The 13,907-nt window shown below is 53.7% G+C and carries 11 protein-coding genes and 1 pseudogene; 3 read left to right on the top strand and 9 right to left on the bottom strand.

Annotation, left to right across the window (positions count from 1 at the left end; genetic code table 11):
• Nucleotides 1-921 precede the first annotated feature (921 nt).
• A complete protein-coding gene (locus ETC02_RS14895) occupies nt 922-1,137 on the top strand; it encodes a hypothetical protein (protein WP_033015115.1) in 216 nt (71 codons plus the stop codon).
• Nucleotides 1,138-1,236: 99 nt separating this feature from the next.
• Here the strand turns inward: ETC02_RS14895 and ETC02_RS14890 are convergent, their stop codons facing one another.
• Nucleotides 1,237-2,733 carry a carboxylesterase/lipase family protein gene (locus ETC02_RS14890; RefSeq protein ID WP_063210638.1) on the bottom strand — a complete coding sequence of 499 codons (1,497 nt, stop codon included), beginning with the start codon at nt 2,731-2,733 and terminating at the stop codon, nt 1,237-1,239.
• A gap of 233 nt (nt 2,734-2,966) precedes the next feature.
• Here ETC02_RS14890 and ETC02_RS14885 point away from each other — a divergent pair.
• Together ETC02_RS14885 and ETC02_RS14880 are read left to right on the top strand one after the other, a co-directional pair.
• A pseudogene (locus tag ETC02_RS14885) lies at nt 2,967-3,143 on the top strand (IS701 family transposase); the annotation flags it as partial.
• Between the two features lie 154 nt (nt 3,144-3,297).
• On the top strand, nt 3,298-3,570 hold the full coding sequence (locus ETC02_RS14880; RefSeq protein ID WP_029761341.1) for a hypothetical protein: 273 nt from the start codon (nt 3,298-3,300) through the stop codon (nt 3,568-3,570).
• A 1,061-nt stretch (nt 3,571-4,631) separates the two neighbouring features.
• On the opposite strand, the gene eno is transcribed toward ETC02_RS14880, so the two are convergent.
• The 8 genes from eno to rpoN all read right to left on the bottom strand — a co-directional run bounded on the left by eno (nt 4,632) and on the right by rpoN (nt 13,406).
• Nucleotides 4,632-5,924 (bottom strand): phosphopyruvate hydratase, encoded by a 1,293-nt coding sequence (eno, locus tag ETC02_RS14875; RefSeq protein WP_033012093.1) that lies wholly within the window; start codon nt 5,922-5,924, stop codon nt 4,632-4,634.
• A gap of 28 nt (nt 5,925-5,952) precedes the next feature.
• Nucleotides 5,953-7,488 (bottom strand): 2,3-bisphosphoglycerate-independent phosphoglycerate mutase, encoded by a 1,536-nt coding sequence (gene gpmI, locus ETC02_RS14870; protein ID WP_033012091.1) that lies wholly within the window; start codon nt 7,486-7,488, stop codon nt 5,953-5,955.
• Nucleotides 7,481-8,242: a triose-phosphate isomerase gene (gene tpiA, locus ETC02_RS14865; protein ID WP_033012090.1), complete on the bottom strand. Its 762-nt coding sequence runs from the start codon at nt 8,240-8,242 to the stop codon at nt 7,481-7,483. Before tpiA ends, gpmI begins: the two co-directional genes overlap by 8 nt.
• A gap of 61 nt (nt 8,243-8,303) precedes the next feature.
• Entirely contained in the window at nt 8,304-9,488 is a 1,185-nt protein-coding gene (locus tag ETC02_RS14860) for a phosphoglycerate kinase (RefSeq protein WP_033012087.1), read from the bottom strand.
• Nucleotides 9,489-9,609: 121 nt separating this feature from the next.
• Nucleotides 9,610-10,617 carry a type I glyceraldehyde-3-phosphate dehydrogenase gene (gap, locus tag ETC02_RS14855; protein WP_033012085.1) on the bottom strand — a complete coding sequence of 336 codons (1,008 nt, stop codon included), beginning with the start codon at nt 10,615-10,617 and terminating at the stop codon, nt 9,610-9,612.
• Nucleotides 10,618-10,659: 42 nt separating this feature from the next.
• Entirely contained in the window at nt 10,660-11,679 is a 1,020-nt protein-coding gene (locus ETC02_RS14850; protein WP_063210640.1) for a sugar-binding transcriptional regulator, read from the bottom strand.
• Between the two features lie 123 nt (nt 11,680-11,802).
• Nucleotides 11,803-12,048, bottom strand: coding sequence for a glutaredoxin family protein (locus ETC02_RS14845; protein WP_014196719.1), 246 nt, complete (start codon nt 12,046-12,048; stop codon nt 11,803-11,805).
• A gap of 50 nt (nt 12,049-12,098) precedes the next feature.
• A complete protein-coding gene (gene rpoN, locus ETC02_RS14840; RefSeq protein ID WP_021321636.1) occupies nt 12,099-13,406 on the bottom strand; it encodes an RNA polymerase factor sigma-54 in 1,308 nt (435 codons plus the stop codon).
• Between the last annotated feature and the right edge of the window lie 501 nt (nt 13,407-13,907).

The following is a 13,907-nucleotide window of genomic DNA, read 5'->3' as shown; positions in this document are numbered from 1 at the left end:
GAGTGTCTTATGCTCTAGCGGCGAAGTGGACACGCCTCAAAGAATAAGGATTGCTTGAAGCAGTCAAACTTCTTTGGAAGCCCCCACTTCAAATTTTCGCTAGAAAATTAAGTGGGGGTAGTTCACCCGACCAAATCAAATCATTGGATTGGAAAGCTCGTCATCTAAAAATTTTAAAAAAATACAATCGAGAAGATGCGCAAATAGAGGAAATCGACGAAATCATTGACGAATGCCTGGCTAAAATCGCCACATATCTGACTTGACCACATCGATGGAGCCGCGAACGAATGAAACGATGCTGAAGAAAAGGCGACAACTCCTTGCCTTTCTCATCCATTCAACGGAATGGCAAAGGGGGCGCAAACATTCGCTCCCTCTTCTCTTTGGCAGAGATGAAAGAACGTTTCATCCTCCATCTGCTTGACGCTCCGTCAACTACCCCCACTTAGCTAACGCTTGAAGTGGGGGCTTGCAACTCCCCAGAAGTACAAGCGGACTTCGTCCTCCTTCCTTGACTTGGGGTTGCATCAGGGCAGGTTGACAACTACCCAACGACGCAGGTCATGCCTGCATCGTTACCGATTCTCTCGGTGTGTCTGTTGGCAGTACTTGGCTTCCACACACAACAGACGGATCTACGCTCGATGTTTTACGGTTACAACGTTTCCTGTAACCAACTCCATACATCGAGTAGCAGTTATTGGAGTGCCTTTATTAAACGGTTTTCTCCACGCCTTTATTATATCATACACAAAAGAAAAGGGGAACGCGCATTCCTCTCCCACTTACTCCCTTTGGTCGTTGAAGTGGGAGTCTCCTGCGCGAAATAGGATGAATCGGATGCGGTATGATCATTGTCGTCCACCGCCGAAATGCGTTACAATAGAAAGCAAATCGGCAACGACTGGAGGGACTTCAATGGCAAGACCGGACGAACGAGTCGTCATCGCGATTGACGGCTATCAATTCAAACGGGCGCGCGAGGCAAAGGAAGGGAAAATTTTCGTCACCTCGCCGATCGGGGCGAACTTTACGTTTGACATCAACGTCATGCGCAAGCTCATCGAGGCCATCGACCGCGACCCGGCGCTGGCGGAACAGTTCGGGCTTCCTTCCCGAGGGGCGAACGAATAAAAAGGAACGGCGGTTGGCCGTTCCTTTGTTGGTTTAGCGGAGAGAGGCCGAAGCTCCATTTTTCCGCAGACGGCGGTGCTCCCTCACGAATCAAATCTTCTAGCGTCCTTGCCATGCCGCACGCTCGCGGCCAAACGGATCATCTTCGACATGGCTGGCGGCCGAAAAGACAAAGGCCGCCTTGCGCTCGCTCGTATACGCCGGCCACGCTTCCGGCAAGTGAGCACCGTTCGGGTCTCCGGTGCGGGCGAACGAAAGCCAGGCATAATGCATTTCGTTGGCGATCGCCTCGCGCTCCGGCCGGTTGCCGACGAAATTCGCGACGCCCGGCTGATGGAGATTGTGAAACACAAACGGCAGCTCGAGCGCGTGGCATGCTTTCAGCTGGCCGCCGAACACCGGCGTCTCATAGTCAAAGCGGTACATGTACACATCCGCCCCTTGCGCCGCTTGGGCGTCCGCCGTCCGCAGCATCCCCTCGACAAATACGCGGTACGTCATGATGCGAAGCCACGTTTGCCAAGTAGGCGCCGACGGCTCCGCCGTTTCTTTGTAATAGCGGATGGCCTCTTCTGGCACCAGCCCGACTTCCCGGTTGATTCGGTCAAGAAGTTCCTTTTCGCCAAGCTTTGTCCATGACGGATCCGTCAAGGTAAACAAGTTGTACTCGTCTTTCGTCACGCCGATGAGAATCGGAATGCCGCTGGCCGCCCCGTCGCGGAGCGCTTCAATCGGATGGCGGCGCAATACGCGGCCATCCACCACCGGACCGTACATGACCCCTGAACCGAGCGACAGCGCCGCCCGCAGCAGCTCCTCGGCAGGAATCGACAACAGCCGTTCGCGGTCGCCCAGACGGATGCCAGCCTTATCAAGAATGCGTTCGGTCATCGCCATCGCGGTCTCCGGCGAACGGAGAAGAAGCGATCCCGAACCGCTTTGCAACATGGCGCGCCGAAACAGCCCCTTCGCCTCCGGAAGCGACAACAGCACGCCGACGCTCGCCGCTCCCGCCGATTCACCGAAAATCGTCACATTGTCCGGATCACCGCCAAACGCCGCAATGTTCTCCTTCACCCAGCGCAGCGCCGCCACTTGGTCCAAAATGCCGAGATTCCCGGCTTGCGCGTACGCTTCGCCGAACGAATCACCGAGATGCAAAAAGCCAAACACGTTCATTCGGTAGTTGATCGTTACGACGACGACATCGCCGTGTTTCGCAAACGCCGTCCCGTCATACCACGGCGAAGAACCCGAGCCGAACAAAAAGGCGCCGCCATGAATCCAAAACAACACCGGGCGCTTCTTCCCATCCGCCGCCGGCGACCAAATGTTCAAGTACAGCCCGTCTTCGCTCGGCGGCTCGCTCATCCGCCCGAGCAATCCGCTGAAAATCGGATCCGACGGCTGCATGACCACGGGGCCAAACGCGGCCGCCTCACGCACCCCATCCCACGCATCGGGCGGCTCCGGCGGCAGAAACCGGCGCTCGCCGACCGGCGCTTTCGCGTACGGAATCCCTTTCCAATAGAAAACCCCTTCATTTGTTCCCCCGCGCAACCGACCGTACTTTGTTTCAACAACGGTTTGTTCCATCTTTATCACTCCTGAATATTCAAATGATTCAAAAATAGTATAAACCACCACCTCACCCACGTCTATCGTTTTGCGCCCGCATGAGAGGTGTTCATGCCGCTTCGAAAAGAGAGATGCCTCGCCCATGTACAAAAGTAAAGATAGCCGCAGCCGAAGCAGTGAACACCATGAAGGAGATGATTCGAGGCGCGATCACGCCAAAAACATTTTGTTTAAGTCACGGTGAAACGGTATGGGGCAGTGGTGCTTTAGCCTGCGTGTACAGCATTGCCGAATCCCAACAAACCCTTTCCGCTGGGCTGGAGTTGCTTCGATCGCGGAAAGGCCACAGCATCGTCGAGTTCATTGATAACGCTGCGAAGCAAGATATTCCCATTGATGCGATCAAAAAACAGCTCCATGTCGCCTAAGGAGTACCCTGTTTACCTCTTATGACATGGAAATTATTATAATGAAAAATACTCATCTACAGATAAAAAAACTATTTAAAACCTTTCTGTATTTTGTTAAAATTATATAAAAGATTTTGTTCAATCCATTTTCCAGTAAAAGGTGAAAGTGTAAATGAAGAAAATAATTCTTCCTGTAATTTTATTTATCAATCTTGTTTTTATAGTGGGTTACCTCATAGATACCGGGTTCCCCTTCGGTTCTTTATGGCTGGTATGGCTACCCTTTTTCGTTGCTGGTATCATCCTGTCCATTATGTTTCTAGTTCGTTATAGAAAGGAATCCAATGCCAACCTATTTTTATCGCTTGCTGTCTTGTTAAGTAGCCTTAGTTCTTTAGGTCTTTGGAGTTTTTATTATTATTTAGCCCGTGTTATGGGAGGATAAGAGCACGAAAAGAGAAGGTTGGAATAGACCTTCTCTTTTCATAAAAACATTTAGAAAATGCTACCTAATTTTCCTTGCGAGCACAATAATCCAAACTCGGCAACCATCCACCAGCCCGGATCATAAGTAGCGTATGCACAGAGATATCATTCGTAATCGCAACCATCGTCTCCTTTCCCAAAATTAGCCCAACAACGATCGTGAGCTTGGCAGCATCGGTCTAATGCGTTAATTGGTGTTCCACTTCTACACTTGGCTCCAAAGTAATTTTGGTAACAATATTTTTCATTACCAGAACCATAGGAAACTAAGCATCCCTCATACCAGGCTTCGGGTGCGATTTCACCTTCCATTATTTTATCAGTCCCCATTGGTTTTTTAAGCTCTTCTACAAACAAGAAGTAAGAAGCTTCAAAAGGAATTTCAACTTATCTCTAGGAGCCCGGTGATTTACTTAGCAACGAGGTAAAACCTATATTTTCTCAAATTCAGAAACCTTGATAAAACGTGCTTTTGTTTCTCATTCAGCTTCGTCGATTTCTCAAGTATCCTCGTTTTTCACCGGCCTTCTAGAGACAAAGATGTGATTGTTTAAGTATGAGAGTGAAATCATGGGAAATATTTGAAAGAAAATTAAAAAATATAATCAAATCAAAATTGATCTTCTCAAAATAGTTAAGTGTATTGATTGTTGTACGGAAGATGAAAAAGAACTTTACCAGAACAAAGAAGTGACAAGCTTGTTGCCCAAATGATTCGCCGATTTGTTTGAAATCCCTAAGACCCAATATTCAATCACTGTGTATGTAATGGGTGTAATATGGGAAAACGATTGCCTTCTTTTTGTCTCCACCGCCCTTGACGATTCTTTCCCACCTTTGTCGGGTGTTGGTCAAGGGCGACTCCATCCTTGAACATCCCTCCGATACTCAAGGGGATGGTCTATGTGGAGTCTTCATAACGCGCTTTTGACGCGACCCTTTGCTATCCTCGCCCGCCGCAAAAAAAGGCACCTTTCTTGGCAAACAGCCGAAAGGTGCCTGTAATGATTCTGTTATCGGTTATTTTTTCAAATTGTAAAACGAACGGATGCCTTGGTAAATGGCCGTGTGGCCGAGTTCATCTTCAATGCGGAGCAGCTGGTTGTATTTCGCGACGCGGTCGGTGCGCGACGGCGCGCCCGTTTTGATTTGGCCGGCGTTGGTGGCGACGGCGATGTCCGCGATCGTGCTGTCTTCCGTTTCGCCGGAGCGGTGCGAGACGACAGCGGTGTAGCCGGCGCGTTTCGCCATTTCGATGGCGTCAAACGTTTCCGTCAGCGTGCCGATTTGGTTCACTTTGATCAAAATCGAGTTGCCGACGCCTTTTTCAATGCCTTCGGCCAGTTTTTTCGTGTTCGTGACGAACAAGTCGTCGCCGACAAGCTGCACTTTTTTGCCGAGCCGCTCGGTCAGCAGTTTATGGCCTTCCCAGTCGTTTTCATCGAGCCCGTCTTCGATCGAGATGATCGGGTATTTCGAGACAAGTTCTTCATACCAAGCGACCATTTCTTCGGACGTTTTGACAACGCCTTCGCCTTCCAAATGATATTTGCCGTCTTCTTTGTTGTACAGCTCGGATGAAGCAACGTCCATGGCGAGCATCACTTGTTCGCCCGGTTTGTAGCCGGCTTTTTCGATCGCTTCGATGATCGTTTGCAGCGCTTCTTCGTTCGATTTCAAGTTCGGGGCGAAGCCGCCTTCATCGCCGACGGCGGTGTTGTAGCCTTTCGCTTTCAGCACCGCTTTTAAGCTGTGGAAAATTTCCGCCCCCATGCGCAGCGCTTCGCGGAAGCTTTCCGCGCCGACCGGCATGATCATAAATTCTTGAATGTCGACGTTGTTGTCCGCATGCGCGCCGCCGTTTAAAATGTTCATCATCGGCACCGGCAGCGTTTTGGCGTTAAAGCCGCCTAAGTATTGGTACAGCGGCAGGCCAAGCTCGTCCGCTGCCGCGCGGGCCACGGCGAGCGAGACGCCCAAAATGGCGTTGGCGCCAAGTTTGCTTTTGTTTTCCGTGCCGTCAAGCTCAATCAACGCGCGGTCGATCGCCACTTGGTCGGTCACTTCAAGGCCGATGATTTCCGGAGCGATCACTTCGTTGACGTTTTCGACCGCTTTTAACACCCCTTTGCCGAGGTAGCGGTTTTTGTCGCCGTCGCGCAGTTCGACTGCTTCATATTCCCCAGTCGAGGCGCCGCTTGGCACCAGGGCGCGGCCGAAACCGCCTTCTTCTGTATACACTTCCACTTCTACGGTTGGGTTGCCGCGCGAATCGAGCACTTCGCGGGCGTAAACATCAATAATCGCAGACATGAACACACACTCCTTTTCCTTCGTATCGTTATTTGACAATCAACGATTTCCCTGTCATTTCGTTCGGCTGCGGCAAACCGAGCAAATCAAGCATCGTCGGCGCCAAATCTCCTAAAATGCCGCCGTCTCTCAGCTTGATGCCTTTTTTCGTCACGATCACCGGCACCGGATTCGTTGTATGCGCCGTTTGCGGCTTGCCGTCCGGCGTCAGCACTTCATCGGCGTTGCCGTGGTCGGCGGTGATGATGGCGATGCCGCCTTTGGCCAAAATGGCGTCGACGACTTTGCCGAGGCATTCGTCCACGGCTTCCACCGCCTTGATCGTCGGCTCAAGCTTGCCCGAGTGGCCGACCATATCCGGGTTGGCGTAGTTCAAGATGATCGCGTCGTACTTGTCAGCTGCAATCTCTTTCAGCAGCGCGTCTGTCACTTCATAGGCGCTCATTTCCGGTTTCAGGTCGTACGTCGCCACTTTCGGCGAGTTGATCAAAATCCGGTCTTCGCCTGGAAATTTCTCTTCGCGGCCGCCGCTGATGAAAAACGTCACGTGCGGGTATTTTTCGGTCTCGGCGATGCGCAGCTGGCGCAAGCCGTGCTGCGACAGCACTTCCCCGAGCGTGTTGTCCAAGTTCGTCGGCTTGAACGCCACATACCCTTTCACCGTTTCGCTGAAATGGGTCAAGCAGACAAAGAACAAATGCTTCGGATGTTTCGGGCCGCGGTCAAATTCGCGAAAATCTTCATTCGTAAACGTGTTCGAAATTTGAATCGCCCGGTCGGGGCGGAAGTTGTAGAAAATAATCGCGTCGTTGTCTTGAATCGTCGCCACCGGCCGGCCGTCTTCGCGGACGATGACCGACGGCAGGACGAACTCGTCGTAAATGCCGTGTTGGTACGAATCTTCGATGCACTCAAGCGGATCGCGGTACGTCGGGCCTTCGCCGTACACCATCGCCCGGTACGCCTTCTCGACGCGGTCCCACCGCTTGTCGCGGTCCATCGAGTAGTAGCGGCCCGACAACGTCGCGATTTCGCCGACGCCGTACTCCTTGATTTTTTCCTGCAGTTCTTTGATGTATTGCGGCGCCGTTTGCGGGCCGACGTCGCGGCCGTCCAAAAAGCCGTGGATGTACACGCGCTTCACGCCTTCTTTCGCCGCTAAGCGCAAGAGGGCGTACAAATGGTGAATATGGCTGTGCACCCCGCCGTCGGACAGCAGACCAAACAAATGCAAGCTTGTCCCATGCTCTTTCACATGGTTCATCGCTGCCAAAAACGTTTCATTCCGGTCAAACTCGCCTTCGCGGATGGCAATGTTGACCCGCGTTAAGCTTTGGTATACAATGCGCCCGGCGCCGATGTTCAAGTGTCCGACCTCGGAGTTGCCCATCTGCCCTTCCGGAAGCCCGACCGCCTCGCCGCATGCCTTGAGCGTTGTGTGCGGGTATTCGTTCCAATAGCGGTCAAAATTGGGCTTGTGAGCTTGGGCAACCGCATTGCCGTACGTTTCCTCGCGCAGCGCAAACCCGTCCAAAATGATGAGCGCAACCGGTCGTTTACTCATGGCGCCCCGCCTCCACCAATTGCAAGAATGAAGCCGGCTCCAAGCTCGCCCCGCCGACTAAGGCGCCGTCGATCTGTTCTTGCGCCAAAAAGTCGCGGATGTTGTCCGGTTTGACGCTGCCGCCGTATTGGATGCGGATCGCTTCCGCCGCTTCCGGGCCAAACAGGCGCGAGACGACCGAACGAATATGGCCGCACACGTCGTTCGCATCTTCCGCCGTCGACGACTTCCCCGTGCCGATCGCCCAAATCGGCTCGTAAGCGATGACCGCTTGCTTCACTTGATCCGGCGTCAAGCCGGCGAGCGCTTTTTCCACTTGTGAAGCGACGACCGCATTCGTCTGCCCGGCTTCCCGCTCCTCGATCGTTTCCCCGCAGCAAACAATCGGCACAAGCCCACGGGTGAAAGCCGCCAATACTTTTTTATTGACGGTCTCATCCGTCTCCGCAAACATCTGCCGGCGCTCCGAATGGCCGAGGATGACGTACGTGACGCCGAGGTCTTTCAGCATGACCGGGCTCACTTCGCCGGTGTACGCCCCTTGGTCGGCAAAATGCATGTTTTGCGCCCCGATTTTTAAATTCGTGCCGTCTGCCGCTTGCACCAGCCGATCCAAAAAGAGAAACGGCGCGCAAACGATGGAATCGACTTCATCGGCCGGCGGCACGAGCCCTTTTACGTTCTCGACAAATTGAACCGCTTCCGCTAATGTTTTATGCATTTTCCAGTTGCCTGCAATGATCGGTTTTCTCATCGTTCACCCTTCCTTTCGCTGGGCGGCGTCAGCCGCCATGCGCCAAATCCGGCGCCGTGGGTCATTTGTCTTCGAGCGCGACGACACCCGGCAGCTGTTTTCCTTCCATAAACTCAAGCGACGCGCCGCCGCCGGTGGAAATATGATCCATTTTGTCGGCTAAGCCGAATTTCTCAACCGCCGCCGCCGAATCCCCGCCGCCAATGACCGAGTATGTATCGGCAGCTTCCGCCAATGCTTCAGCGACCGCTCTCGTCCCGTGCGCGAACGCCTCCATTTCAAAGACGCCCATCGGGCCGTTCCAGACAACGAGCTTCGACTCGCGAATGACATCGCGGTACAATTCGCGCGTTTTCGGACCGATGTCAAGCGCCTCCCAATCGGCTGGAATCGCGTCAATCGGCACGACTTTCGTGTTGGCGTCGTTCGCAAACCGGTCGGCGACGACCACGTCCACCGGCATATAAAAACGGACGCCTTTTTCTTTTGCTTTTTCCATAAACGATTTCGCCAGTTCGATTTTATCTTCTTCAAGCAGCGACTTGCCGACATCATGCCCAAGCGCTTTGACGAACGTGTACGCCAGTCCGCCGCCGATGATCAAGTTGTCGACTTTTTCAAGCAAATTGTCGATGACGCCGATTTTGTCTTTCACTTTCGCGCCGCCGATGATCGCTGTAAACGGGCGGTCCGGATTCGAAAGCGCCTTGCCAAGCACTTCGAGTTCTTTTTCCATCAAAAATCCGGCCACCGCCGGCAAGTAATGGGCGATGCCTTCCGTCGACGCATGGGCGCGATGGGCGGCGCCGAACGCATCGTTGACATATAGATCCGCAAGCTCCGCAAACGCTTTGGCGAGCTCGGGATCATTTTTCTCTTCGCCAGGGTAAAAACGGACGTTCTCAAGCAAGAGCACATCGCCTTCGTTCAAACGGTCGACCGCCGCTTTCACCTCATCGCCGACCGCTTCATTCGTTTTGGCGACCGGCCGTTCAAGCAGCTCGCCGAGCCGCTTCGCAACGGCATCCAAACGCAATTCTTCGACCACTTTTCCTTTCGGGCGGCCGAGGTGGCTCGCCAAAATGACTTTCGCCCCGTGCTCGATCAAATAGCGGATCGTCGGGAGTGCGGCGCGAATGCGTGTGTCATCAGTGATCGCGCCTTCTTCCATCGGCACGTTGAAATCAACGCGGCAGAAGACGCGCTTCCCTTTGACATCAACGTCGCGAACCGTCTTCTTGTTCATCGTTCCAGCCCCCTTCAACGATGGTGTTGGAAAAGGAAAAGGAGTGGGGATCATTTCCCCGCTCCCCTCCATTTTCCTATTATAGACTTGAACAGGCGGAAAACTCAACGCCAAGCTGGTTTTACAGCCCTTTCGACGCGATGTACGCCGCCAAGTCGACGACGCGGTGCGAATAGCCGGTTTCGTTGTCGTACCAGGAAACGACTTTCACCATTTTGCCTTCAATGACCATTGTCGACAACGCGTCGATCGTCGACGAAGCCGGATTGCCGTTGTAGTCGCGCGAGACGAGCGGTTCTTCGCTGTAAGCCAAAATGCCTTTCAATTCGCCTTCGGCCGCCGCTTTCAATGCGGCATTCACTTCTTCGACCGTCACTTCTTTTTCCAATTCCGCCACCAAGTCAACAACGGATACGTTCGGCGTCGGCACGCGCATCGCCATGCCGTTCAACTTTCCTTTCAATTCCGGCAAGACAAGCGCAACAGCTTTCGCCGCCCCGGTCGTCGTCGGAATGATCGATTCGGCCGCGGCGCGGGCCCGGCGCAAATCTTTGTGCGGCAAGTCCAAAATTTGTTGGTCGTTCGTGTACGAGTGAACGGTCGTCATCATGCCGCGGACGATGCCGAATTGTTCATGCAGCACTTTCGCAAACGGCGCCAAGCAGTTCGTCGTGCACGACGCGTTCGAGATAACATGGTGGCTTTTCGGGTCGTATTTGTCTTGGTTGACGCCCATGACGATCGTAATGTCTTCGTTTTTCGCCGGGGCGGAAATGATCACTTTTTTCGCGCCGGCTTCCAAATGCTTCGCCGCATCTTCGCGTTTCGTGAAGCGGCCGGTCGATTCGACGACGATGTCAACGCCGATTTCGCCCCATGCCAAGTTGGCCGGGTCGCGTTCCGCTTTGACGATGATTTCTTTGCCGTTGACGACCAAGTTGTTGCCGTTGACGGACACTTCGGCATCCAGACGGCCATGGACAGAGTCGTACTTCAACAAATGAGCAAGCGTGTTGGCATCGGTTAAATCGTTCACCGCCACCACTTCAATGTCCGGGTTTTTCAATGCCGCGCGGAAGACGTTGCGTCCGATGCGGCCAAATCCGTTGATTCCCACTTTGACTGCCATCTTATTTTCCTCCTTGCGATTGGATTGTATCAGCAAGGGAGATTACTCCCCTACGAACGCTTTTGCGGCTCCTTCGTCCGTCACCAATAGCGAGTGCGGCGCCCGTTTCATGTACGCGCGAATGGCTTTCGCCTTCGACGCCCCTCCGGCGACGGCGATGACATGCTCGACATGCGGGAGGTGTTCAAGTTGAATGCCGACTGTTTTCACTTTATGGACGACGTCGCCGTACTCGTTGAAATAGTAGCCGAACGCCTCGGCGACGGCATGGCGGGCGATGATGTTTTCCATCTCCGAAGGCGGCGTCCGCCGCCGTTTCGCCATCGTCACCGCTTCACCGATGCCATGGACGACCATGCGGCATGATTGGATGAGCTCAAGCACTTCTTTCACCGCCGGCTCTTCGACAAGCGACGCGTACGCTTCATCGCTCAGCTGGTCAGGCACGTGCAGCAACCGATAGCGGCCCATCGCTTTTTCCGCCATTTTCGCACAAATCGTGTTCGCCTGATTCTCGACATCTTCGCCAAGGCCGCCACGCGCCGGCACGAACAACACATCGCGAAGCTTCGAATCCGGCGTCATCATCTCCGCGACCGCCGCCATCGTCGTTCCGCCGGCCACGGCGACGATGTCCCCGGGCTCAAGCAGCTCCTTCATGCAGGCGACACACGCTCTACCCATTTCTTTTTTTACCCAAGGGGAACGGTCGCTATCCCCGGCAACGACAATCACCCGCGGAATGCCGAGCTGTTCCTGCAGCGCGGCTTCCAGCTCTTTGAGTCCGAGCGCTTCCCGCATCAAATCATTGAGCGTATGAAGGAGCGCCTGGCCTTCCTCCGTCAACCGCATGCCCGACACATCGGCGGAAAGCAAGTTTTGTCCTTTCAAAAATTCTGTTTCCGACCGGAGAACCCGCTCACTCATGCCGAGGCTCGCCGCCAGCGCCCGCCGCCCGATCGGCGCCATAAGCGAAATGGAGTGCAAAATTTGATATCGTTTTTGCATAACGTCAAGCAAGTCAGGCAATAATTTTTTTTGTGCCTCCAATAACGGCTGCATGGATCCTTTCTCCTCGATTGAATATAGGGACATCTTATGTCCCGGTATGACATATTATGTCCCGCAGTGCCATAAAAAATTCCTCCCGCGCCATTTTCATTATAGCAGGAGGACGATAGCCGTTCAACTGTTTTGCGCCCGCCGCAACCGTTTTCTCACCGCTTCTTTTTCAATCGCTCCCCAGCCGATTTCTTCGCCATCCAATTCCACAACCGGGATCATCAGCTGATATTTTTCCAGCAGTTCATCATCTTTGTAAATATCAATTTCTTCCAGCGTAAACGAATAGTCCGCCCGCAGCTCCGTCAAAACGGCTTTCGCTTTGTCGCAGAGCGGGCAATTGGTTTTCGTATACAATCGGATATGCATTCATTTCTTCCTCTCTTTCTACAGCAGTTGCCGTTTCGATTGGCCGCCCGTTACGGCAGGCCGATATATTGCCTCCGCTTTGCCGAAGACGGGATGCGCAGCTGCTCGCGGTATTTGGCGACTGTGCGGCGCGAAATGGCGATGCCGTGCCGATCGCGAAGCAAATCAGCAAGCTGTTGGTCAGACAGCGGCGCCCGCCGATCTTCCTCGGAAATAAGGGCCTCAATGATCGCTTTCACGCGGGCGGACGATGCCGCTTCATCCCCTGCGGCCGTCGCGGCGTTTGAAAAGAAACGGCGCAACTCCACGGTGCCAAACGGCGTTTGCACATATTTATGCCGGACCGCGCGGCTCACCGTCGATTCATGAACGCCGAGCTCCTCGGCCACCTCGCGCATCGTCATCGGCTTGAGCGCCGAAAGCCCAAACTCCAAACACGAGCGCTGGCGGTCGATGATGACGGCCGTCAAATGGAGAAGCGTCTGTTTCCGTTGCTCCAAACTTTTCGCGAGCCATGTAAACTGCCGATATTTTTCTTTGATAAACTGTTCGGCATGCCGGTCGCCGGATGCAGCGATGCGCCGCTCGTACTCCCGATTCCATTCGAGCTCCGGATGGATGTCATCATTATAGGCGGCCATCCAGTCCCCTTCCGCCCCGCGGACGACGATGACATCCGGCACCACCAAAGGCGGTGTTTCGCTCGAATAGTGAATGCCTGGCCGCGGCTCGAGTGTGCGAATGAGCTCGAAGACGCGTTGCAGTTCGCCAAGGCTGACGCCAAGCTGCTTGGCCAGCGTTTTCCACGACTTTTCCGCAAAGGGGACAAAATGGTAGCGGACGATCATCTCCGCCAGCTCGTCGCGCTCAGGAAGACGTTCAAGTTGCAGCAAGAGGCATTCCGCCAAATCGCGGGCGCCGACTCCCGGCGGGTCGAGCGACTGCACAAGGCGCAGCCCCCGTTCCATCTCTTGTTCCGATGCGGAAAACCGCGCCGCCAGCTCGGCAAGCGGCACGCGCAAATAGCCATCCTCATCGAGCGAGGCAATGAGATAACGGACGATGCGCTCTTCCCGATCGGCCAGCTTCAACGCAGGCAGCTGAGAAAGCAAATGGCCAACAAGTGTCTCTGCGCGGGCGCCAATGTTCTCGAGCCATTGCTTTTGGTCTCTTTCTGTCCGGCTTGGCCGTTGCCGCACCCGGGTGCGGCGAATTTCCAAAAACGGGTTTTCCAGCGACTGTTCATATAAAAACGCTTCCAAATCCACTGCGGAATATTGCAACAGTTCAATCGCCTGCACAAGTTCCTTTGTCAGCGACAACTGCAGCCGCTGCTCTTGCCATAACTCCGCCCTCATCGTCACGCCCCCCCTTTCTTTTATTGTACACAACGGGAGCGGGAGGGGGTAGGAGAAATTTTTGACGGCGGAAAGCGGCCTTGGCGACCGCCCGAACCGGCGCCTGTTCAGACGAAAAAACCCAATGCCCCGCCCGAGCCCTTGATTTGGGAACCCTCTCGAGGAAAGCGGCGCGTCCGCTGCTGATCTAAAAGAAAAACAGCCGCCTAGGCGGCTGTTTTGCCTCGGCAGGATGATAACCATATACCTAAAGCATTGATATTTCAATGTTTGAGCGACACATTCTTTTGTGTTGTGCAAAATTTGTGCAAAATTATCTCCAGTGCGTAAATCCATGCAAAAAGGCGGAGTGATCCGCCTTCCTTTAAAGTTACTGTAAATTAGCACATTATTTCAGAATCACTTTTTCAAATTATTTCAGATGGATTCTGAAATAATGTGCAAAATTTTTGCGGATTGTTCCGGATTTTGCACATTCTTTCGGAACGTTTGCACGCTCTT

The organism is Geobacillus sp. DSP4a, assembly GCF_013096875.1.
In the GTDB taxonomy this organism is placed as follows: Bacteria; Bacillota; Bacilli; order Bacillales; family Anoxybacillaceae; genus Geobacillus; species Geobacillus thermophilus.
Note: the sequence above shows the minus strand (reverse complement) of the source record. Positions and strands in the feature narration are given on the sequence as shown.

Bases quoted from the DNA above. Each gene is read 5' to 3' on its own strand.
- ETC02_RS14880 (WP_029761341.1), top strand. From the start codon at position 3,298: ATGAAGAAAATAATTCTTCCTGTAATTTTATTTATCAATCTTGTTTTT.
- gap (WP_033012085.1), bottom strand. From the start codon at position 10,617: ATGGCAGTCAAAGTGGGAATCAACGGATTTGGCCGCATCGGACGCAAC.
- ETC02_RS14895 (WP_033015115.1), top strand. From the start codon at position 922: ATGGCAAGACCGGACGAACGAGTCGTCATCGCGATTGACGGCTATCAA.
- gpmI (WP_033012091.1), bottom strand. From the start codon at position 7,488: ATGAGTAAACGACCGGTTGCGCTCATCATTTTGGACGGGTTTGCGCTG.
- ETC02_RS14845 (WP_014196719.1), bottom strand. From the start codon at position 12,048: ATGCATATCCGATTGTATACGAAAACCAATTGCCCGCTCTGCGACAAA.
- tpiA (WP_033012090.1), bottom strand. From the start codon at position 8,242: ATGAGAAAACCGATCATTGCAGGCAACTGGAAAATGCATAAAACATTA.
- ETC02_RS14860 (WP_033012087.1), bottom strand. From the start codon at position 9,488: ATGAACAAGAAGACGGTTCGCGACGTTGATGTCAAAGGGAAGCGCGTC.
- ETC02_RS14850 (WP_063210640.1), bottom strand. From the start codon at position 11,679: ATGCAGCCGTTATTGGAGGCACAAAAAAAATTATTGCCTGACTTGCTT.
- ETC02_RS14890 (WP_063210638.1), bottom strand. From the start codon at position 2,733: ATGGAACAAACCGTTGTTGAAACAAAGTACGGTCGGTTGCGCGGGGGA.
- eno (WP_033012093.1), bottom strand. From the start codon at position 5,924: ATGTCTGCGATTATTGATGTTTACGCCCGCGAAGTGCTCGATTCGCGC.
- rpoN (WP_021321636.1), bottom strand. From the start codon at position 13,406: ATGAGGGCGGAGTTATGGCAAGAGCAGCGGCTGCAGTTGTCGCTGACA.